This is a genomic window from Melioribacter sp. Ez-97 (genome assembly GCF_051488665.1).
GTDB lineage: Bacteria > Bacteroidota > Ignavibacteria > Ignavibacteriales > Melioribacteraceae > Melioribacter.
The window spans coordinates 40,157-60,072 of the sequence record NZ_JBPSEG010000007.1 but is presented as its reverse complement, the minus strand read 5'-3'; the positions used below and the strand labels follow the sequence as shown (position 1 = coordinate 60,072).

Here is a 19,916-nt window from a genome sequence, read left to right as displayed (position 1 = left end):
TAATCTTATAATTCCTTTCGGTAAAAGAAACTCCGCGCCATGGCGGCGCGGAGTTAATTCAAATGATTTTATTATTCTTCGATTGATACCAGTTCGATATGAAAGTTAAGATCCTGCCCCGCCAATTCATGATTTGCGTCTACCATAATTCCGTCTTCGAGCACTTCGACAATCGTAAGTGGAATAACTTGATTGTCGGCTGTTTGCATATGAAGCTTCATACCGACTTCCGGATTCAAATTGGGAGGAAGGTTCGAATTATTTACTTTTATAATCAAATCTTCCCTTCTTTGTCCATAAGCTTCGTCGGCGGGAATATTAATATCGACGGATTGTCCCGGTTCGAGACCAACAACCGCATTTTCGAATTTACCGAGAAGAGCTCCCTCGCCAATCGTAAATTCAAGGGGTTCGTTGCCGTGCGACGAATCGAATTGAGTGCCGTCGTTTAATGTTCCGGTATAATGGACTTTTACTTTGTCACCTGTTTTTGCTATTGACATATTTTTACCTCCAACCGCATTCCTGAATGCGGGTTATTTTGTTTGTTGATTGATTTATATCAGGTTTAATTAACTTTTTTAAATAACATCAAAAAACTACGAATAGTTTAAGAGAAGAACCAATGTTGCAAATTCGATGTGAAAAACTTCAGGTGTGAAATGCAACTTACTTTACAAATATATAAAATATTATTTATAAAAAAACCAAATTATTAATTTGTTATGCCCCCGGCTATTTTTCTGAAATGATATCCGTACACCGCAAAAGTCATGGCGATCGGAAATTTTTTAGGATATTTCCTTACAGTATAGAAAAAGATTTCCCAGAAATACCGTTTTCCTTTGTCGCGCAGTCCCAATTTCCACAAAATCATAAAAAACGCTTTCAACTCGCTTATGCCGATTTTCATCTTCATCCAGCCCGGCGTCGTATAAGCGTCGATGAAAGTTTTTATGCGGCTATAATATTCTTTCGGCGAATAAATTCTTTTTATTATCCGATTGTAACCTTTCATCAATTCTTTGTAATTCATTTTCGGTACAATGTTCGTAAAACCGTCCATATTGTTGCCGCTGAACGTGTCGATTAAACGCTTTTCATTTTTTAATCGGTTGTATAATCTCGTGCCCGTGGGCGCATTGAGCAATCCCACCATTGCCGAAACTATTCCGCTCTTTTGAATAAAGTCGACATACTGTTTGTAAAATCCGGGTTTGTCGCTGTCGAATCCGACAATAAAGCCCCCCGATACGATCATCCCTCTGTTCATTAATTTTTTAACGGACATTTCGAGGTTTCTTTTTAAGTTTTGTTTTTTGCCGCATTCGCTCAAACTGTCCGGGTCCGTTGTTTCGATTCCAACAAATACGCTGTTAACACCGGCTTTAACCATAAGGTCGATAAGTTCGTCGTCGTCGGCAAGATTAATCGACACTTCGGTAATAAAATTAAAAGGATAATTCTTTTCTTCCTGCCATTTAATTATTGCCGGCAGCGTTTCTGATTTCAATATTCTTTTGTTTCCGATAAAATTGTCGTCCACAATCGAGACTCCGCCGCGCCACCCGAGCTCGTATAATCTATCGAGTTCGGCAATGAATTGACGAGAATCTTTCGTTCGCGGTCTTCTTCCGTTTAAGACCGTAATGCTGCAGAATTCGCAATCATACGGACAGCCGCGCGAATACTGGACGCTCATCGACGCATATTTATTCATGTCGAGCAATTCCCACATCGGCGCAGGAGTTGCGTTAAGTTCCGGATATTCATTCGTCGAATAAACTCTTTCCGCCTTTCCCGCAGTTAAATCTTCTAAAAACCGAGGCAGCGTTAGTTCGGCTTCGTTTAGAACAAAGTGGTCGACGCCGGGAAAATCGTTATATTGAAATGTAAAAAGCGGACCGCCTCCAACAACAGGTCTGTCGAGATTATTGCACTTTCTTATAATTTCTCTTATCGACGACGAGTGAATATTCATTCCGCTCAGGAAAATATAGTCCGCCCATAAAATATCATCGTCCCCGAGCTTGCTTACGTTCAAATCTATCAACTTCTTTTCCCATTCTGCCGGAAGCATGGAAGCCACGGTTATTAAACCGAGCGGCGGCTCGGCTGACTTTTTCGATACGAATTTTAAAGCGTCCTTGAAACTCCAGAAAGTAGCCGGCGTTTCCGGATAAATCATTAAGATTTTCATTTCCTTCATCATCTTTTATTTGACTCATATAATTATCAGGATTTCCGGATTTACTTTCTGTAAAAGAAATGTAAAAATTAAGAGACCCGGTTTTTCCGTAGCCAATGTAGTTTTATTATGTGTTGTATAATTCGACTATTTCAACGATATTTATCCGCAAATTGAACGGCGGAAGATGAAAAGGACAAATTCGCTTCTCTACATAATCATAGCTTTTGTAATAGCTCAGATTGCATGGCTCGGGCTGCTGGCTCTGTGGATCTATTGGTACGTGACAAATTATATAATATTCGAGCAGGTAGCCAGCAAACTTTCGCCTTTAATCGACATTCAAACCCCAAACGTTTTTGTTTTTGCGGGAGGCATAATTCTAATAGTCGGAATAGCCGTGGTTATGTTTATTTTTTTCAGGAACTTAACTGTTCAGTACAAGCTTGCTAATTTATACGACAATTTTATTGCGGCGGTTACTCACGAATTGAAATCGCCGCTCTCTTCTTTAAAACTATTCCTGGAAACAATGACGTACAAAAACGTGAGCGAAGAAAAACGAAAAGACTTTCTTACGTTAATGACGAAAGACGTCAACCGGCTCGACAATTTGATAAATACAATACTCGAAATCTCAAGGCTCGAACAAAAAAAGATAGTGCACGACAGACGTGAATACAAAGCCTGCGAACTGTTCGAAGAACTGATAAAAGAATCGGTCGTAAATTTATCGGTTCCCGAAGGAGTGGTAAATTACGAATGCTCGTCAGTTTCATTCTGCTCGGCGGACAAAAAAGCTTTGCAGATTGCTGTCAACAATTTGATCGGCAACGCATTGAAGTACTCCGCCTCGGCGCCTTCAATTAAAGTTTCGGTTAAGGACAACGGGAAAAAAATAATAGTCGACATTAGCGACAACGGCATCGGAATTCCCCAACAATATCAAAAAAAAATATTCAATAAATTTTTCAGGGTCAATTCGGACTATATGCCGAACGTCAAAGGCACCGGGCTGGGTTTATACTGGACAAAGGAAATCATAAAACAGCACAAAGGCTCCATAAGCGTACGGAGCGAAGGCTTGAATAAAGGCTCGACTTTTAGAATCGTAATTCCGGCTATTAAAAACAAAGGATAAATCAAACAATGGCGTCATCCGAAGAATTGAAAGGCAAACGGATTTTGTTAATCGAAGACGAAGAATCCCTGGCAATCGGTCTGGAATACAATTTATGCGAGGAAGGATATGTTGTAGACTGGGCTAAAAACGGCAGGGAAGGAATCGAAAAAATTAACGCGGGCAATTACGATCTTATAATTATCGATTTAATGCTTCCTTATCACGACGGTTTTGAAATCACAAAACTGATACGCAGCAAAGACGATCAGATGCCGGTGTTAATTCTTACAGCGCGTTCTTCGGCGGAAGATAAAATAAAAGGGCTCGATTACGGAGCCGACGATTACGTGGTTAAGCCGTTTAATTTAAAAGAATTGCTGCTTAGAATAGAAAGAATGCTGAGAAGAAAGTCGTGGTATAAAAATCTGGAAAAGACTGGCGAAACTTTTCGATTCGGCGACAGCAACGTCAATTTTATAAATCTCGAATGCACAGCCGGCAAAAAGACCTTCCGGCTTACTCCCAAAGAAGCGATGTTGTTAAAATACTTTGCAGAAAACAGCTCGAGAATAATTTCGAGAAAAGAGCTGCTCGAAAATGTCTGGAATCTCCATTCCGACGTCGAAACCCGCACGGTGGACATTTTCATTTCTCGTTTGAGAAAGTATTTCGAACCCGATCCCGAAAATCCGGTCTATTTTAAGAGCGTTCGCGGAGCCGGCTACATTTTCGAACCCGGCAATTAATCTTAATAATGTCAAAAAAAGAGCTCCGCAATTTACTGAATGAACAAAAATTTGTATCTTGCCGCAAAAATTATTCCAATATTATGAACAATCGTTTAATCGAAATAGACGACGTTATCGTAAACAAAGAGATAATCGAGACGAAATTTACGTGCGATTTGACAAAATGCAAAGGCGCGTGCTGTACGATGGAAAGCAAATACGGAGCGCCTCTTCTGGAAGAAGAAATTGAAATTATCGGCAAAAACCTCGAACTTATTAAAAAATTTCTCCCTCCCGAACATATCGAAGTTATAGACCGGGAAGGATTCTGGTTTCAGGAGTACGGCGAATTTATGACCAAAAGTTTAAACGACAGGGCTTGCGTGTTTGTGGTATACGAAAACGACATTGCCTTTTGCGGCATCGAAAGAGCATACAAAGCCGGGAAAATCGATTTTGTTAAACCGGTTTCGTGCCATCTGTTTCCGATCAGAATTTCGAATTTCGGAGGTCCCGTGCTTCGATACGAAAAGTACGAGGAATGTCTTCCCGCATTAGACAAAGGGAAAGAAACATCGACAACAATATTTGAGTTTTGCCGCGAAGCTCTCGCGCGAGTTTTCGGCAGCGATTGGTTAGCAAAATTTAAAAAAGTAACGGAGTAAGAAGACTATGTTATCGTTGCAACAAAAAATGGCATTGCAGCAGAAATTATCGCCTCAACAAATACAATATCAGAAACTGCTTCAATTGAATACGCTTGCGCTCGAGCAAAGAATCAAAACTGAGCTCGAACTGAATCCGATACTCGAAGAAACCCTTGAAGACGAAATGGAACTCGAGCAGATCGAAGAAGAGCCCGATAAAGAAAGTTCTTCGGACGACGAGGAAGAAGAGGAACAATTCGACAACTCTGAAGACGAGTTCGATCTGGAAGATTTTATGAACGATTCCGAGTACGAGCAGGAATTCGAGCGGCTCAACAAAAACAACGACGAAGAGAAAGTATATCCGGTGGCTATGCAGCGCAAGTCGATGCGCGACAGTTTAATCGACCAGCTTCATATGCTCGATCTGACGGAAGAAGAAATGATACTGGGCGAAAATATTATCGGCGCACTCGACAAAGACGGCTATTTCAAAGAAGACCTCGAAAAATTCGTAAACGATTTGAAACTCTTCGAAGGCATCGAAGTTAGCATGGAAGACGCCGAAAAAGTTTTGAAGAAAATACAAACTCTCGAACCTGTCGGAATAGCCGCGCGCAACCTTCAGGAATGCCTGCTGATACAAATCCGAAATTCGTCTTACGACCCGTATTATTCTTATATCGCGGAAAAAATTCTGAGCGAGCATTTCGACGATTTTATCAATAAGCGCTTCGAAAATATTCAGAAGAATTTGAATCTCTCAACCGAAACGCTTAAATCGGCGCTGGCTCTTATCCAAAAATTAAATCCCAAACCGGGCGAAGGAAATATCGACTCCGAACAAATCAATCAGATTACGCCCGATTTCATTATCGAAAAAGTAGACGACAATTATATAGTAACGCTCAACGACAGAGCCGTGCCTTCTGTTACTATCAGCAAAACATACCTCGAAATGCTCGAAAACAACAAGAGAAAGAGAAAAATACCGAAACGCGAAAAAGAAGCCCACAAGTTTCTTAGAGAGAAATTCGAATCCGCAAAATGGTTCATAGCTTCGTTGCAGCAGCGCAGACAAACCCTCATGAAAATTATGCAGGCAATTTTGGAAAAACAGTACGAGTTTTTCGAAAACGGTCCTAAGTATCTCAAACCGATGATCTATAAAGACATCGCCGATGAAATCGGAATGGACATTTCCACGATAAGCAGAGTGGTAAACGGAAAATACGTTCAAAGCCCTCAGGGAATTCACGAACTGAAATATTTCTTCAGCGAAGGACTCTCTACCGACGACGGCAACGAAATATCGAATAAACATATTAAAGAGTTGATCAAAGAAATTTGCGAAAACGAGCCGAAAGACAAACCGTACAGCGACGACAAAATAGCCGCCATTTTACAGGAAAAAGGAATTCACATCGCACGCAGAACCGTAGCAAAATACAGAGAACAATTAAAAATTCCTGTAGCGCGTCTTCGTAAAAAAATAATATGATTTTTTTCGACATTATCGTAATCGTCGCGCTCTTTGCGCTGTTTGCTCTAACGCACTCGCTGCTCGCATCGAAAAAAGTTAAACTCGCTTTAAAGGAAAAGCTCGGCGGTGCAATTGCATTCTATCGTCTTTTTTATAACGCTGCCTCCGTAATCTTTTTTCTCCTGTTTTATTTAACAGCTCCCAAACCGGACGTAACCGTTTACGACTTACATTATCCCTACGATATTATTACATTTGTGTTTCAGGTTCTTTCTTTTGTGGGAATTATTATATCGGCTAAGCCGATCGACCTGCTCGAATTTGCGGGCGTTCGCCAGATCCTAAGGTATCTGAACGGCGTTTACGACGAAAACGACCTGGACGAAAAGCAACCGTTAATTACCGGCGGCATCTACAAATACGTACGGCATCCGATTTATCTATTTACGATTCTGTTTCTCGGATTCCGGCCCGCAATGGATTTATTTTATCTTGTAACGTTCGTCTGCATTGTTGTTTATTTTTATATCGGTTCTGTTTTCGAAGAAGAAAGGCTGAAAGATAAGTACGGAAAAGATTACGAGGAATACATAAAAAATACGCCTCGAATTTTCCCGTTGAAAATTAAAAAAGGAAATTAAACGGAGTTTATATGAAAGTAAGATCAACTACAATACTCGGAGTAATCAAAGACGGCAAAGCCGCGCTCGGCGGCGACGGTCAGGTTACATTGGGCAATACCATTATGAAACACAATTCGAAAAAGATACGCAAACTTTTAGACGGAAAGGTCTTGTGCGGATTTGCCGGTTCAACAGCCGACGCTTTTACTCTCTTAAATCGGTTTGAAGAAAAGCTCGAAGCATACAGAGGAAATATCGAAAGAGCCGTTGTCGAATTGGCAAAAGACTGGAGAACCGACAAGTACTTAAGACGCCTCGAAGCTATGCTTGCAATCATATCAATCGACAAAGCGTTTATCGTTTCCGGAACCGGCGACGTTATAGAACCGGAAGACAACATAGTGGCAATCGGCAGCGGAGGAATGTACGCTCTCGCGGCGGCTAAAATGTTAAAAAAACACAGCAACTTATCGGCTAAAGAGATTGTTCAAGAAGCGTTAAATACGGCTGCGGAAATATGTATTTATACTAACGATAAAATTACTATTGAAGAAATAGATAAATGAGGTTTTAAATTATGAACAACAACATGCACCAACTTACTCCTTCTCAAATCGTAAAAGAACTCGATAAATTTATTATCGGACAGGACGACGCAAAACGCGCTGTCGCAATTGCGCTGCGCAACAGATGGCGCAGGCAGCAAGTCGAAGAAAAGATTCGAGAAGAAATTATGCCGAACAATATTATTCTGATCGGACCGACCGGCGTGGGCAAAACCGAAATAGCCAGACGACTTGCAAAACTTGCAAACGCGCCTTTCGTTAAAGTGGAAGCTTCCAAATTTACCGAAGTGGGTTATGTAGGCAGGGACGTCGAATCGATGATACGCGATTTGACCGAAATAGCAATCAATATGGTAAGAGCCGAAAAGACCGCAGAAGTGAGAGACAAAGCCGAAAAACTCGCCGAGGAAAGAATCCTCGATCAGTTAATTCCGCCTTTGAGACGCCCGGTCAAAACGGACGACGAAAGTTCGTCCGAAGAAATTCAAAACGAAAAAACACGCGAATGGATGCGCGAAAAATTGCGCAACGGCGAACTCGACGAAAGAATGATTGAATTTGACGTTACGGCTCCAGCTTTCGGAATGCAGGTGCTGGGACCAATGGGCATGGACGACGTAACTTCAAATCTGCAAGATATGCTCAGCAACATGATTCCGAAAAAGAAGAAGAAAAGGAAAACAACCATTAAAGAAGCCCGTAAAATTCTTGCCCAGGAAGAAGCGGAAAAGCTAATCGACATGGAAGCCGTTCAAAGAGAAGCCGTTCAGCGAGTGCAGGAATCCGGCATCGTGTTCATTGACGAAATAGACAAAATTGCCGGCGCAAAAAGTCAGCACGGCCCGGACGTATCCCGCGAAGGTGTTCAAAGAGATTTACTGCCTATCGTGGAAGGCTCTACGGTGAATACAAAATACGGACCCGTAAAAACCGACCATATTCTTTTTATTGCTTCGGGAGCTTTCCATGTGTCCAAACCTTCGGACTTAATACCCGAACTTCAGGGCAGATTCCCGATACGCGTCGAGCTCAAGAGTCTTACCGAAGACGATTTTATAAAAATTCTCACATTGCCCGAAAATGCATTACTCAAACAATATACGGCTTTATTGCAGACCGAAGGAGTAAACATTAAATTCAACGACGAGGCGATACGCGAAATTGCAAGAACCGCGGCTCTCGTAAACGAACAGGTCGAAAATATCGGGGCACGCAGACTCCACACAATTCTTACTACTTTACTTGAAGATATTTTGTTCGACGTGCCGGATAAAATGCCCGACAGCGCAATCGAAATCGACGGCGAAATGGTAAACAAAAAATTAGAAAAAATCGTAACCAACAGGGATTTGAGTAAATATATCTTATAACCGGAACCGGCTGAGCGTTCAGCCGGTATTCTTTTTATGAAATACGGACTTCTCCAAATATCGTTGATTGTTTTCTTTGTTGCATGCCAGCCCGATTTAATAAATCTCGACAAGGCTAAAAGAGCGGTGGCGGAATACTACGATTCCGGGAAGTACGATAACGACTGCAGAAAATTAATCGACGATGCAATTGAATTTATCGATACCGCCGAACCGCACGACAGCAACGCGGTCGTATTCGATATTGACGAAACGGCTTTAGACAATTACCATTATATCAAGTCGATCGGTTTCGGATATATACTCGACGAGTGGAATAAGTGGGTAAACCGCGCGGAAGCGCCGCCAAACAAAGGAGTAAAACGATTTTACGATTATCTCCGTTCGAAAAAAATTCGGATAATTTTTCTTTCGGGACGACACGAGGAAACTTATCAAGCGACGATTAAAAATTTACGCTCCGCAGGATATACCGAATACGATACATTAATCATTCGTAAAAACAGCGAACTTAATTTACCGGCTTCCGAATTCAAAAGCGCCGTCAGAAAAAAACTTACAGAAAAAGGATATCGCATTATTGCAAACGCAGGCGATCAGAAAAGCGATTTCGAAGGCGGTTATTCGGGTTATATAATCAAACTGCCGAATTATCTTTACGAAGTCGATTAATAAAGATCACCTTCCGGTAAAATTAAGTTCGATCTGGACGATTTCGGGAGCGCTCCCAGTTCTTACGGGCGGGCCCCATCCGCCTACGCCGCAGGAAACATAGTAATGAGTATTGCCCTTGATTTTATAACCCCACGGCAATTCGTAAATCTTCTTCAAAATATAATTCAAAGGCCAAAGCTGACCGTTGTGAGTATGCCCCGACAATTGCAAATCGACGCCGTTATTCATAGCCTCTTCCAGATTAAACGGCTGATGATCCATCATTATAACCGGCAGTTCTTTGTTCACGCCAGACATGATTTCTTCGAGACTCTTTCTTTTGTAATCTGAAAACCGGCTGCTTGCTCTGTCGTCTCGTCCTACTACGTAAAAACTGTCGTCGATCAACACATATGCGTCTCTTATCATTTTAATATTATGATTGTTCAGGTATTCTACGGCTTTGTTAACTCCGCCGATATATTCGTGATTTCCCGTTATGCCGAAGACGCCGTATTTTGCTTTTAATTTATTAAGCGCTTCGCCTACGTTGTCTCTTAAAACCGGCTCTATATCTTCGTCTATTATATCGCCTGCAAACAGGATGATATCGGGATTAAGTTTGTTGATTCTGTCGACCACTTTATAAGCGAATTTACTGCCGTTGATGGTTCCCAGATGCAAATCGGAAGCCATTGCAATCTTAAGCGATTTAAGATTGCCGGCTCTTTTGTCGATATTTAGCGCGTACTTTTTAATCTGAATCATACGCGTGGTAATATGTCCTCCGCCGACCATAACGATCACGAAAACAGACACAATCATTGCCACATATTGCCTTGTCTTCAATGGATTCTTAAAAAGCGCGTCTGGCAAAAACGGAACAGCCCAGTTTATTAGTCTTATAAGATCGACGACCAAAAGGGCAAGGAAAGAATAAAACATTATGGCAATCCAGAAAGAACCGACCCATACGAGAAAATCGCTAAGGTAAGAAATCCAGTAGTTTTCGAGTACTCTTCCGGCAAAATAAGAGAGGACAACGAACAACGATAAGACGAGAGCTATTCCTTTGTATTGCTCGGGAACTACCGAAAGCAGTCTTCTTATAATGTAGTAATTTAATAAGCCGTAAACGGCAAAAACGATTCCGAAGAATAAAATCATCTGTGTAAATTTCATGACAATATAAACCGAGTTAATGCGGTATTAGTTCAAACATTAGAATTGTTTTTAAGCGCTTTTTTATAAAGTTCAATATACTTTTCCGCGGAACGACGCCACGAGTAATCTTTGTTCATACCGTTGATTTGAATTTTCCGCCACACGTCCTTCAAATAATAATCGTGAATAGCGCGCTGAACCGAATGAAGCAGCGCATGTCCGTTGTAATCCCGGAAAGAATAACCCGTACCTGTTTCTTTGCCTTGCGCGAGATATTCGTTCCAATCCAACACAGTATCCGCCAGACCGCCGGTTTTTCTTACGACCGGAACCGTTCCGTATTTCATGGAATAGATTTGATTCAATCCGCACGGTTCGAATTTCGAAGGCATAAGGAATATGTCCGCCCCGGCTTCGATCAAATGAGCCAGCTCGTTATTATAGCCGATATAAACGGCAATCCTGTCGCGATATTTTCCCGCCAGGTAATAAAACATATCTTCGTATTTTTTTTCGCCGCTGCCGAGCACAATCCACCTGACGTCCAGATTCATCAGATCGTTAATAACATACGCCATTATATCGAAACCCTTTTGGTCGACCATGCGGGAAATCATTCCGATCAAAGGCTTGTCGTCCGCAGGCAAATTAAAATGTTCGAGAAGATATTCCTTGTTTTTCTTTTTGTCGTCCAGACTATCGATCGAATAATTATGCGGAATATACTTATCCGTTTCGGGATTCCAGACGTTATAATCGACGCCGTTTAATATACCGTAAAAGTCGTTTATTCTGTGGCTGAGATACTCGTGCATTCCCTCGCCGTATTCCGGAGTAAGGAGTTCGCGCGCGTAATTTTCGCTAACCGTATTGATTACATTAGCCGTATAAATTGCGGTCTTCAAAAAATTTACCCCGCCCTGGTATTCGCCGATACCGCCGTGCAAATAATATTCTTCTCTTATTTCGGCTTTGGCAAAGGAGGATTTAGGAAAGCGTCCCTGATACGCAATATTGTGAATTGTAAATACCGTCGCCGTATTATGAAACAATCTGTCCCAGCCGTAATTATCCTTTAACAGCAAAGGGATGAGCGCGGTTTGCCAATCGTTGCAATGGATTATATCCGGAGCCCACTGCAGTCTTTGCAGAATTTCGATAACTCCTTTCATAAAAAGGATAAAGCGTTCGTCCTCGTCCGCATCGTTTGTATAAAGACGGAAACGGTGAAAATATTGCGGGCAATCGACAAAGTAGACTTCCACATTCGATTCCTCGCCCGGATTGTTATTCGGCAGCATTGCGGTATGAACGTGAACCGGAACGACTCTGCCGGCAACGCGCACGGGAATTTCGCCGATATCCCATCTGTATTTCAAGCCGTGTTCGAGTTCCCCGAAAGTATTGTATTTCGGCATGAACACCTTAACTTCGTTCCCAAGGGACGACAATTCTGCAGGCAACGAACCCGACACGTCGGCTAAACCGCCCGTTTTTGCATACGGATAAACTTCGCTCGCAACGAAAGCAACTTTTAAAGGTCTGGATTCCCGCATTAAATACCCGAATCGATAAAAAATATAATTACAAAAATAAAGATTTATTATATCATTTCAGCGAAATAAAATAATTATTGATTTTAAAGAAGAAGCGCGCAGATTACACATCGGGCATAACCTGCGCGCATTTGAAAAAAGAAGGGAATTAACGATCCGCTTTTTGATTCAATCTCATTTGATGGGCAAGTTCTTTGATTTCCGAGAGGTCGCGCTGCATTTCGCTCCATCCGTACCAGAGAGAATAATCGGGATTATTATGGAATGCGCCCTGGAAAGTTCTCATTCTGTGCTCGAGGAACATAACGAACAATTTCTGTTCGATAACCGTGGGCGCGTCGTGGAACGTTAACAGCATCGGATATGCCGCAGGATAATTTTCCGGCTTTTTGATAATGCCGTCCTTATAAAGATCAGCCACTACATTGATTGCTTCTGCCATAAGGCGGTCGGCGTTTTTAATCATATCGTCGCCTTTCTTGAGTTCGGCTTTCGCGTAATTTTCCGAATGACATTTCGAGCAAACGTTAATCATTTTATCCCGCTCTCTTTGCCAATCTTCCTGCGTAAGTCTGGCTACGTCGGCGGCTTTAACCACGTCGAGCAGTTGAGTCGGTTTGCCGTCGGGATCGAGAACTCCGAGCGCCTTTAAAATAGTAACGCGGTCATCCGTCCATTGTTTGTCTTCGGGCATCGGGAGACGCACAGCCAGAAATCCCCACGCCGTTCTCACTTCGTGATTTCCTTCCGGCATATGACACGTCTGGCATGTGGGGGCGGAACTGTTTTCCGGCAGAACGCCGCTTTGTTTCAACAGATAACGTACGCCGTGTTTGGAACCGGAATACATTTCCCATTGAGGATGGTCGAAGCCCTGATGGCAGGTTTGACATGCCTGAGGCTGTTGCGCCTCTTTTTTACTGAACGTATGGCGCGTATGACAAACGTCGCACGAAGCATGTCCGAATACCGAACCGTCGGCTTTCAACTTTTTCATTTCGTCTTCGGATTTTACACCTACTTTATGACAGCCGCCGCATCCTTTTAGACCTTCCATCAGCGCCATCGGCTGCATGTGCGCGGTCGGCATTGCTTTCATTGCGGCCCATGCAATTGCGTGCTTGCCTTTTTTGAATTGACTCACCTGTGTGTCGTGACACATCGAACAGGTTTCCGGCGTCGGCAATTTTACTTTTGCGACGTCGTCCGCCGACATATGCCCGTCGCCGTGGCATACGGAACAGTCGATATCATTTTCGGCGTGTTTGCTGAGCTGCCAGTCGGAAACAATATTCGGAGTTTCCTTATAATGGCACTCGATACATTTGCTTTGCTGACCGTACGAATTAATTCCAGCAATAATCAGCAATCCGGAAAACAGTAAAAAATATTTTTTCATTTACGAACCTCCTGGTTGTGGGCTGTTTATTTATATGCGAATCGGATTATTGTTTACCGATGTATGTATTCCAGGTATTTTCGTTCAATTTTTCGCTGTAAGTTTTATATCCTTTTTCTTCCACTATTTTAATTAAAGGAGCGGGTAAGAACGGAGTTATCAACAAATAAATCTCGCCTTCTTTCAGATTCGTAATTTCTTTAGTCACTTTTGCGGCGGGATGCAGTCCGTTTTCAATGTCGAGCGAGGCGTCGTATTCGATGACAATTTTGCCTTTGTCGACCCACCCGGGCTTTATTGTCTTCCCCTCAGAATCCTGTTCAATCTGAATTTGTTCCATATTAACGGCTTCTCTCAATTTATTAATTAAAACTGCAACGGGCATACCCGCGATTTGAGCCGCTTGTTTCAAAGTGGCGACTTTTGCCACTGTTTTTCTGAGAACGGGATTTTTCAGTTTATTGAATACCGGAGCAATTTCAATCAGTTTATCTTCGAGCTCGGGATAATCCCGCAGCAAATCGCCCACAATCGTATTCGGAGTAATGTCGCATTTTTCAGTTGTCATATTGCAAAATTCTCCTTTCACCTTCAAGTTTTTTGTATTCGTTAATATCCTGAGTTACCTCGAGCGTGCCGAGATATTCGCCTTTGGAATTTCTTACGGCATAGTATGCGATATGAACATACATACCGTGGAAATTAATCCAGAACTTTGCGGAGTTTTGTTTTCCCGATTTGAAATCCTCGAGTATTTGGTTAACGATATGCACGCTGGAGGGCGGATGACAATACTGAACCTGACGTCCCAGCACCGCTTTGGGCCGTTGAAAAATGCGATTGCCCCCGTGCGAGAAAAATTTAACCTTGTCGTCTTTATCGACAAACGTAATATCGACTGGAATCGTATTTAGAATTCCTTCGAGTTCTTCCTGGCTGAGAGATCCGTTTTCGAATTTCACTTTATCGTTTTGCGCGTTTTTTGCGTTATTAATTTCGAATCCGGGCTCCCATTTCCCATCCGGGGAATAGAGGCAGTAACCGATTTCGTCGAACTGCGAGGAGATTTCGTACCATTCGATTTCATTAAGCAAATCGACGCACATCGGGAAAAGAATATTCTCTTCTTTATAAATCATTTCTTCGATGGATTTAATTGTCGGCTCGAACATCAAATCGATAAATCCGGTTACAACTTCGGCGGTCGCTTCTTTCTCGTTTTCAAAAAGGGGAAAGCACGATTTTAAGAAAGACCTGACTTCATCGTGTTTTCCCCACATAACCATCGGAGGACCTGTCACTTCGTGTTTTTCCATATAGGGAAAGAGAAGGTTTTCTTTTTTAAGATAATGTTTTTCGATATCCATCAACAGGTTGAATTCTTCGTGCAACGCCTTCAACAGATCGCCGGCATTTTCACTTTTATCTCTTTTACGCGCTTCGTAAAACAGGCGTCTTATCCTTTCGATAACTTTCTCTATTTCTCTGTTTTCATTAATGAAAATATCTACCGGATGATATTCCGGAATCGGCTTCGAAAACTCAGCCCTGAGATTGCCTTTAAGAGCTTCGGTATGGAGATCGCAAAATTTCAAAATTTCTTCGCGTTCCATGCCTTCGTCGATAAGCTCTTCTTCCGCCTGGACAACCTCTCCGTAGGGCACGGTTCCGAGTTTTTCGATTAACTTCTTTTTTGTTTCTTCGACCGAATTTCCCTTATGTATTTCTCTGATAAGATTTTTAAGTTCTTCTACTCTGCTTCTGCTGTTGTTTATCAACTCGCTCATATTGTTTCCCTTTCGATTACGTTTATTTCTTTCAAAATTCTACCGTCCGTACTTATAACTGCGGCATTAACTGGAATGCGTCTGCTCGAAAATTCGACCGCCTGCTGAGCAATTTTCAATAAACCGCCGCAGCACGGAACTTCCATAATCAAAACCGTTATCGATTTTATTTTAGCTTGTTCAATCATTGCAATCAGTTTTTCGAGATAAACCTGTTTGTTCGAATCGAGTTTTGGACATGCGATTGCAAGGCTTCTCTTTTTCAGAAAGCGGCTGTGAAAATCCCCGAGCGCAAAACCGCAGCAATCGGCTGAAAGCAACAGGTCTGAATTAACGAAATAGGGCGCAAGCGGCGATACGAGATGCATTTGTATCGGCCATTGCTTCAAGACGGAGGTTTCAATTTTCTCTCCTTTAAAATCTTCGGAATGCGCGCTGATATTCGGAATTTCAATTCCCATTTCGTTGAGATATGCCACGGCTTCGCTTAGATAGTCGTATTGACCGTGTTCTTTGAGATGAACAAGATGCGCTTTGATTACCTCCGAACCGCCGCGAACAATATAGTCCATAACCTTGCGTTCGTCGTACGGTTCGGCTTCTCTTTTTTCGATAGTAAGCGCGCCGGTGGGGCAATGCCCGATGCACGCGCCCAGTCCGTCGCAAAAAAGATCGCTTATAAGCCGCGCTTTGCCGTTGATTATCTGCAGAGCTCCTTCCCGGCATTCCGGCACGCAATTGCCGCAACCGTCGCAGAGCTCTTCGTCTATTTTTATTATTTCTCTTATCATAATTAAAAACAGATTATTTATTCCGATTATAAATTAACGAAAATTTATTTTTCTCTGCAAATGAAAAATCGTATTCTTTTAAAAATCTTTTTTTATGAATCTTTTCAATCCCAGAAGGAAGGGAAAAAGCGACCAGGCAATCATATCCGCCAGCGCCACAATCAAACCCAAAGCTGATCCGAAGAATTTATTGAAAACCGCTCCGGTATAACCCATTAAAGCTGAAACATCAAGCTGCATCATAAGAGTCAATCTGCCAATATCTATCGGATTGAGGAGCGATAAAAACGCCGACGGTTTTTCCATCGGATAATCTCTAAAGACAAACAAAAGAGTCATAAGAACGCCGTCGAATAATATTGCAAAAGCTAACCATAAAAAGATAGAGACGCCCAGCCCGAGCAGCCGATTTTCTATGAACGTCGAAATCAAAAAAGCCAATGAAGTAAAAATGAGTATATTGAAGATTCCGAGCGAAATCATTACCTGCAAATTGTCCATCGCCTCTTTAAGCGACGAATAGTAAAAGACAAGCGGCAATGCGACGCCTGCCGTCAAGCTGACAACCTGAGCGAGCGCGACTCCCAAATATAATCCCAAAAACAAAGTATGTCTTTTGATGGGTTGAGAAAGCATAAAAATTATATACTCTCTGCTAGTGTACATATAGATTGCGCCGTATACAATCGAAATAAAAGGCACAATAAAAAGGAATATATTTCCGACGCTCAACACAAATTTATGTCCGGTTCCGCTAAAATACAGCAATCCGTAAGTGGAAGACATAAAAAACAACGTATAAATTATCAGCCACTTGCTTCTGAGTATATCGTTAAACTGATATTTGACCACTTTGATTGTCAGCATACAGATTGTCCTTCATAATGCTAATAATTTTTTCTTCAAGATCGACGCCGTTGTTCGAAATAATGTCGTTGATATTACCCGAAAGGACGATTTTCCCGTTTACGAGGAGCGCTATTTCCCGCGCCAATTCCTGCAGATCTTTGAGAATATGCGAGGTAAAAATAATTGTCTTTCCCCGTTTGTTTTCCTTTAAAATCTTGTTTTTGAGAACGGAGCTTGCATACGGATCGAGACCGGCTGTCGGTTCGTCAAGGATTAAGATATCCGGGTTGAACGCAAAGGCTATGGCGGCGTTCACTTTTTGTTTTGTTCCGCCTGAAAGATGCTTCAGTTTTTTGTCGAATTCTTTATAAAGGTTATACGTTTCAATTAACTCGTTATCGATAAAAGATTTGACGGACCTAATTTCCGCTATCATATCAAATATCTCTTTTATGCTGAGATTATCGGGAAAATTAGCGGTTTGAGGCATATAACCGATCGAATTCCGGTAATCGGAATCTCCGTTTAGCTTTGTTCCGTTAACGAGAACTCGGCCGCATGAAGGTTTTACCAATCCCAGTATAATCTTAATAAGAGTGGACTTGCCCGACGCGTTAGGACCTACTAGATAAGTCATGCTTCCTTTTTCAACCTTCAGGCAAACGTTATCAAGCGCTTTTAAATTACCGAAATTTTTTGAAACCGAATCAATCAATATCATAATATTTTTTCATCCTCGGCGTTTTATCTTGTAGTTCAGCCGGCGTTAAAGCCGGAAATATTTTTTCGGATAAATCGAGCAGTTTAACAAACAGACTGTGTAATAAAATCAATGTTGTTGGGTTTTTAACTACAATGTATGAAAAAAGATTTACAGGCCTGTAAGGAACGTCCCCGTAACCGTCTTTATTCAAGTCGTACCCTTCGTACTTACTCCAATAATTAGATTCGAAATGATTATAATTGCGAACGCTGTTTGTCGATACATCGAAAGTATTGTTGACAAAATTATTTGATACGAAGCTGTTATCCATCGAATTTGCCATCAATTTTATCGCCCAACCGTTCTTAGAAAATAAATTCTTTGTAGCTTTTACTCTGGCGCACGATTCGTAATAGACGCCGCACGTATTGCCGATAAATTTATTATACTTTATCTCGCTGTCGTATATTTCCTTAAGCAGCAAACCATAGGACGCCGCGCCCCAATTATCGACAAATTCATTTTTTTCCATAGTAACGCTCCGCGTGAACATTACCGCCACTCCGGCTCTGTTGTTCATAAATTTATTTTTTGCGTAAAGGCAACTGTCGGAAAACATGAAGTGGAGACCGTACCTCAAGTTATTTTTGCTAATATTATTTACCACGCGGCTATTGCGCACGAATTCAAAATAAATCCCGTCCCGGTGTCCTTGAATAAAATTATTTTCAATTACTATATCTTTACAATACCAGAGATGAATGCCGTTGGCGGAGTGGGTTTGGCTTTTGTTCGAAGAGACAATAACATTATTAATAATTTTACAATTGCTCGAGCGCGCCAGATATACTGCGAAAAAATTGTCGGTAAATCTATTGTTCTCAATCACGCAATTAGATACGCTGTCGAGACGAAGTGCCGCGTTGTCGTGAATAAAACTTACTCCTGCATTTCTGAATTCCAGATTTCTCACTATTACGCCAGATGCACTTATCTTCATGATTTCGTATTGATCTTCGCCGGAGAGAACGGGATAATCCTTGCCCAGAAGAGTAATTTTTTTGTCGATGGTTATCGAGCCTTCCTTATAAACGCCTTTTGTTACGACTACTGTGTCGTAATTGTTTGCGTATTTCAAGGCGTCGGAAATTTTTTTGAATTTTTCGTTACTCCCCACCGTCAATACTTTTCCGGAGGATTGACCCAAAGACGCCAATACAATCAACAATAAAATTATAATATTAAAGCCATTCATCTTTGACGTATTTTTTTACACTTTCCCATTTGACTAACTTGCCGGAGCTATAACCGGAGTTATTTACAGCTCCGCTGTCAAAAGCTGCAATGCCGAGCCCCATAGGACTTTTTATGCCGGCGTCTATTATGAAAAGTGCTTCGTTTACTTCTATAAGATTTCCCGGTTTGTTATAATCGGCAACCCAGGCGGAATGATATTCCGCGTCATTGGAAATTATATAAGCAGCCAGGCATTCCGACGAGTCGAAAAAATATTTTTTCCCGGCGTGTGTAATAAGCTCCGCCCCGAATTTCGGGTCGGAAATTGTCATTTGACAATAAGCGCAATCGATATTTCCATAATCAATCGGTTCGGGAGATTTGCCGCATCCTCCGATCAATAATAATAGCGATAGAATTAATTTAACCGCTAAATCTTTTTTCATATATCAAAACTCCTATAAAACCCGAGATTGACAATCCTATTATATAACTTCCCATATCAGGAAGAGAGGTTGTTCTCATATTAAGAAGTTGTTTTGTTCCGATTAACGGGGGTTGATAAGTCATACCGGGAACTTTAATTGGCGCATCCGGATTAAGATTATGCCCGTAATCGTATTCCCATTTATAAAAATCGTATAAACCGAACAAAAGGACAGCCGCCATCAAAAAAACGTAGAGATAAATCATAATTCTTCTGCGCATAATAAAAGCAATTAGTCCGAGCGCGATAAAAAACGCCACTATAAAAGGCATAATTTTCAACTCGGGAATAGAATCCGGTTCGATAATTTTCATGCCGATGTAATGATTTAATTTATTGATGTTATCGAGGTCATAATCATTTAATCCCGTAATTTTGTCGAGCCATATTCTCAATCCGATTCCTTCGGGGTACTGAGGAGCGCTCAAATCAATTTTCCATATCGGCACAAAATATGTCGCAATCAACAACAATGTTGATATTAATAATATGTATTGTGATTTTTTTGATATCATCTTACCACCGTTTAAAAAATCCGGGCTGACGCATCAGAGCCAGCCCG

Annotated in this window: 21 protein-coding genes; 8 read left to right on the top strand and 13 right to left on the bottom strand. The window is 41.6% G+C overall.

What is annotated here, in order from left to right; translation table 11 throughout:
• Positions 1 to 71 precede the first annotated feature (71 nt).
• Positions 72 to 503, bottom strand: coding sequence for an FKBP-type peptidyl-prolyl cis-trans isomerase (locus tag ACSSWA_RS09470; RefSeq protein ID WP_014855805.1), 432 nt, complete (start codon positions 501 to 503; stop codon positions 72 to 74).
• A gap of 212 nt (positions 504 to 715) precedes the next feature.
• Entirely contained in the window at positions 716 to 2,200 is a 1,485-nt protein-coding gene (locus ACSSWA_RS09465; protein ID WP_437356326.1) for a B12-binding domain-containing radical SAM protein, read from the bottom strand.
• Positions 2,201 to 2,375: 175 nt separating this feature from the next.
• Between ACSSWA_RS09465 and ACSSWA_RS09460 the strand changes: the two genes are divergently transcribed.
• The 8 genes from ACSSWA_RS09460 (at position 2,376) to ACSSWA_RS09425 (ending at position 9,400) form a co-directional block, all read left to right on the top strand.
• Positions 2,376 to 3,329, top strand: coding sequence for a sensor histidine kinase (locus ACSSWA_RS09460; protein WP_437356325.1), 954 nt, complete (start codon positions 2,376 to 2,378; stop codon positions 3,327 to 3,329).
• 8 nt (positions 3,330 to 3,337) lie between these two features.
• Positions 3,338 to 4,057 (top strand): response regulator transcription factor, encoded by a 720-nt coding sequence (locus tag ACSSWA_RS09455; RefSeq protein ID WP_437356324.1) that lies wholly within the window; start codon positions 3,338 to 3,340, stop codon positions 4,055 to 4,057.
• 83 nt (positions 4,058 to 4,140) lie between these two features.
• Complete coding sequence (locus ACSSWA_RS09450) at positions 4,141 to 4,704, top strand: DUF3109 family protein (RefSeq protein ID WP_437356323.1); 564 nt, start codon at positions 4,141 to 4,143, stop codon at positions 4,702 to 4,704.
• Between the two features lie 7 nt (positions 4,705 to 4,711).
• On the top strand, positions 4,712 to 6,187 hold the full coding sequence (gene rpoN / locus ACSSWA_RS09445; RefSeq protein WP_437356322.1) for an RNA polymerase factor sigma-54: 1,476 nt from the start codon (positions 4,712 to 4,714) through the stop codon (positions 6,185 to 6,187).
• Positions 6,184 to 6,810 (top strand): methyltransferase family protein, encoded by a 627-nt coding sequence (locus ACSSWA_RS09440; RefSeq protein ID WP_437356321.1) that lies wholly within the window; start codon positions 6,184 to 6,186, stop codon positions 6,808 to 6,810. The genes rpoN and ACSSWA_RS09440 overlap by 4 nt, the downstream gene beginning before the upstream one ends.
• Positions 6,811 to 6,821: 11 nt before the next feature.
• The gene (gene hslV, locus ACSSWA_RS09435) at positions 6,822 to 7,358 is read left to right on the top strand and encodes an ATP-dependent protease subunit HslV (protein ID WP_437356320.1); all 537 of its coding nucleotides are present in this window, start codon (positions 6,822 to 6,824) and stop codon (positions 7,356 to 7,358) included.
• Positions 7,359 to 7,369: 11 nt separating this feature from the next.
• Positions 7,370 to 8,728 carry an ATP-dependent protease ATPase subunit HslU gene (gene hslU / locus ACSSWA_RS09430; RefSeq protein ID WP_437356319.1) on the top strand — a complete coding sequence of 453 codons (1,359 nt, stop codon included), beginning with the start codon at positions 7,370 to 7,372 and terminating at the stop codon, positions 8,726 to 8,728.
• Between the two features lie 36 nt (positions 8,729 to 8,764).
• Positions 8,765 to 9,400, top strand: coding sequence for an HAD family acid phosphatase (locus ACSSWA_RS09425; protein ID WP_437356318.1), 636 nt, complete (start codon positions 8,765 to 8,767; stop codon positions 9,398 to 9,400).
• 6 nt (positions 9,401 to 9,406) lie between these two features.
• Here the strand turns inward: ACSSWA_RS09425 and ACSSWA_RS09420 are convergent, their stop codons facing one another.
• The 11 genes from ACSSWA_RS09420 to ACSSWA_RS09370 form a co-directional block, all read right to left on the bottom strand.
• On the bottom strand, positions 9,407 to 10,564 hold the full coding sequence (locus ACSSWA_RS09420) for a metallophosphoesterase (RefSeq protein ID WP_437356317.1): 1,158 nt from the start codon (positions 10,562 to 10,564) through the stop codon (positions 9,407 to 9,409).
• 32 nt (positions 10,565 to 10,596) lie between these two features.
• Positions 10,597 to 12,102: a glycogen synthase GlgA gene (gene glgA, locus ACSSWA_RS09415; protein WP_437356316.1), complete on the bottom strand. Its 1,506-nt coding sequence runs from the start codon at positions 12,100 to 12,102 to the stop codon at positions 10,597 to 10,599.
• 148 nt (positions 12,103 to 12,250) lie between these two features.
• Positions 12,251 to 13,501 (bottom strand): multiheme c-type cytochrome, encoded by a 1,251-nt coding sequence (locus ACSSWA_RS09410; RefSeq protein ID WP_437356315.1) that lies wholly within the window; start codon positions 13,499 to 13,501, stop codon positions 12,251 to 12,253.
• A gap of 46 nt (positions 13,502 to 13,547) precedes the next feature.
• Positions 13,548 to 14,069, bottom strand: a complete 522-nt coding sequence (locus tag ACSSWA_RS09405) for a DUF1858 domain-containing protein (protein WP_437356314.1) — start codon at positions 14,067 to 14,069, stop codon at positions 13,548 to 13,550.
• Positions 14,059 to 15,288 (bottom strand): DUF438 domain-containing protein, encoded by a 1,230-nt coding sequence (locus ACSSWA_RS09400; RefSeq protein ID WP_437356313.1) that lies wholly within the window; start codon positions 15,286 to 15,288, stop codon positions 14,059 to 14,061. The genes ACSSWA_RS09405 and ACSSWA_RS09400 overlap by 11 nt, the downstream gene beginning before the upstream one ends.
• The gene (locus ACSSWA_RS09395; RefSeq protein ID WP_437356312.1) at positions 15,285 to 16,079 is read right to left on the bottom strand and encodes an ATP-binding protein; all 795 of its coding nucleotides are present in this window, start codon (positions 16,077 to 16,079) and stop codon (positions 15,285 to 15,287) included. The genes ACSSWA_RS09400 and ACSSWA_RS09395 overlap by 4 nt, the downstream gene beginning before the upstream one ends.
• Positions 16,080 to 16,157: 78 nt before the next feature.
• Entirely contained in the window at positions 16,158 to 16,946 is a 789-nt protein-coding gene (locus ACSSWA_RS09390) for an ABC transporter permease (protein WP_437356311.1), read from the bottom strand.
• Positions 16,912 to 17,649 carry an ABC transporter ATP-binding protein gene (locus tag ACSSWA_RS09385; protein WP_437356310.1) on the bottom strand — a complete coding sequence of 246 codons (738 nt, stop codon included), beginning with the start codon at positions 17,647 to 17,649 and terminating at the stop codon, positions 16,912 to 16,914. The genes ACSSWA_RS09390 and ACSSWA_RS09385 overlap by 35 nt, the downstream gene beginning before the upstream one ends.
• Entirely contained in the window at positions 17,636 to 18,886 is a 1,251-nt protein-coding gene (locus ACSSWA_RS09380) for a nitrous oxide reductase family maturation protein NosD (RefSeq protein WP_437356309.1), read from the bottom strand. Before ACSSWA_RS09380 ends, ACSSWA_RS09385 begins: the two co-directional genes overlap by 14 nt.
• Positions 18,873 to 19,313, bottom strand: a complete 441-nt coding sequence (locus ACSSWA_RS09375) for a nitrous oxide reductase accessory protein NosL (RefSeq protein ID WP_437356308.1) — start codon at positions 19,311 to 19,313, stop codon at positions 18,873 to 18,875. The genes ACSSWA_RS09380 and ACSSWA_RS09375 overlap by 14 nt, the downstream gene beginning before the upstream one ends.
• Positions 19,291 to 19,869: a hypothetical protein gene (locus ACSSWA_RS09370; protein WP_437356307.1), complete on the bottom strand. Its 579-nt coding sequence runs from the start codon at positions 19,867 to 19,869 to the stop codon at positions 19,291 to 19,293. Before ACSSWA_RS09370 ends, ACSSWA_RS09375 begins: the two co-directional genes overlap by 23 nt.
• Positions 19,870 to 19,916 lie beyond the last annotated feature (47 nt).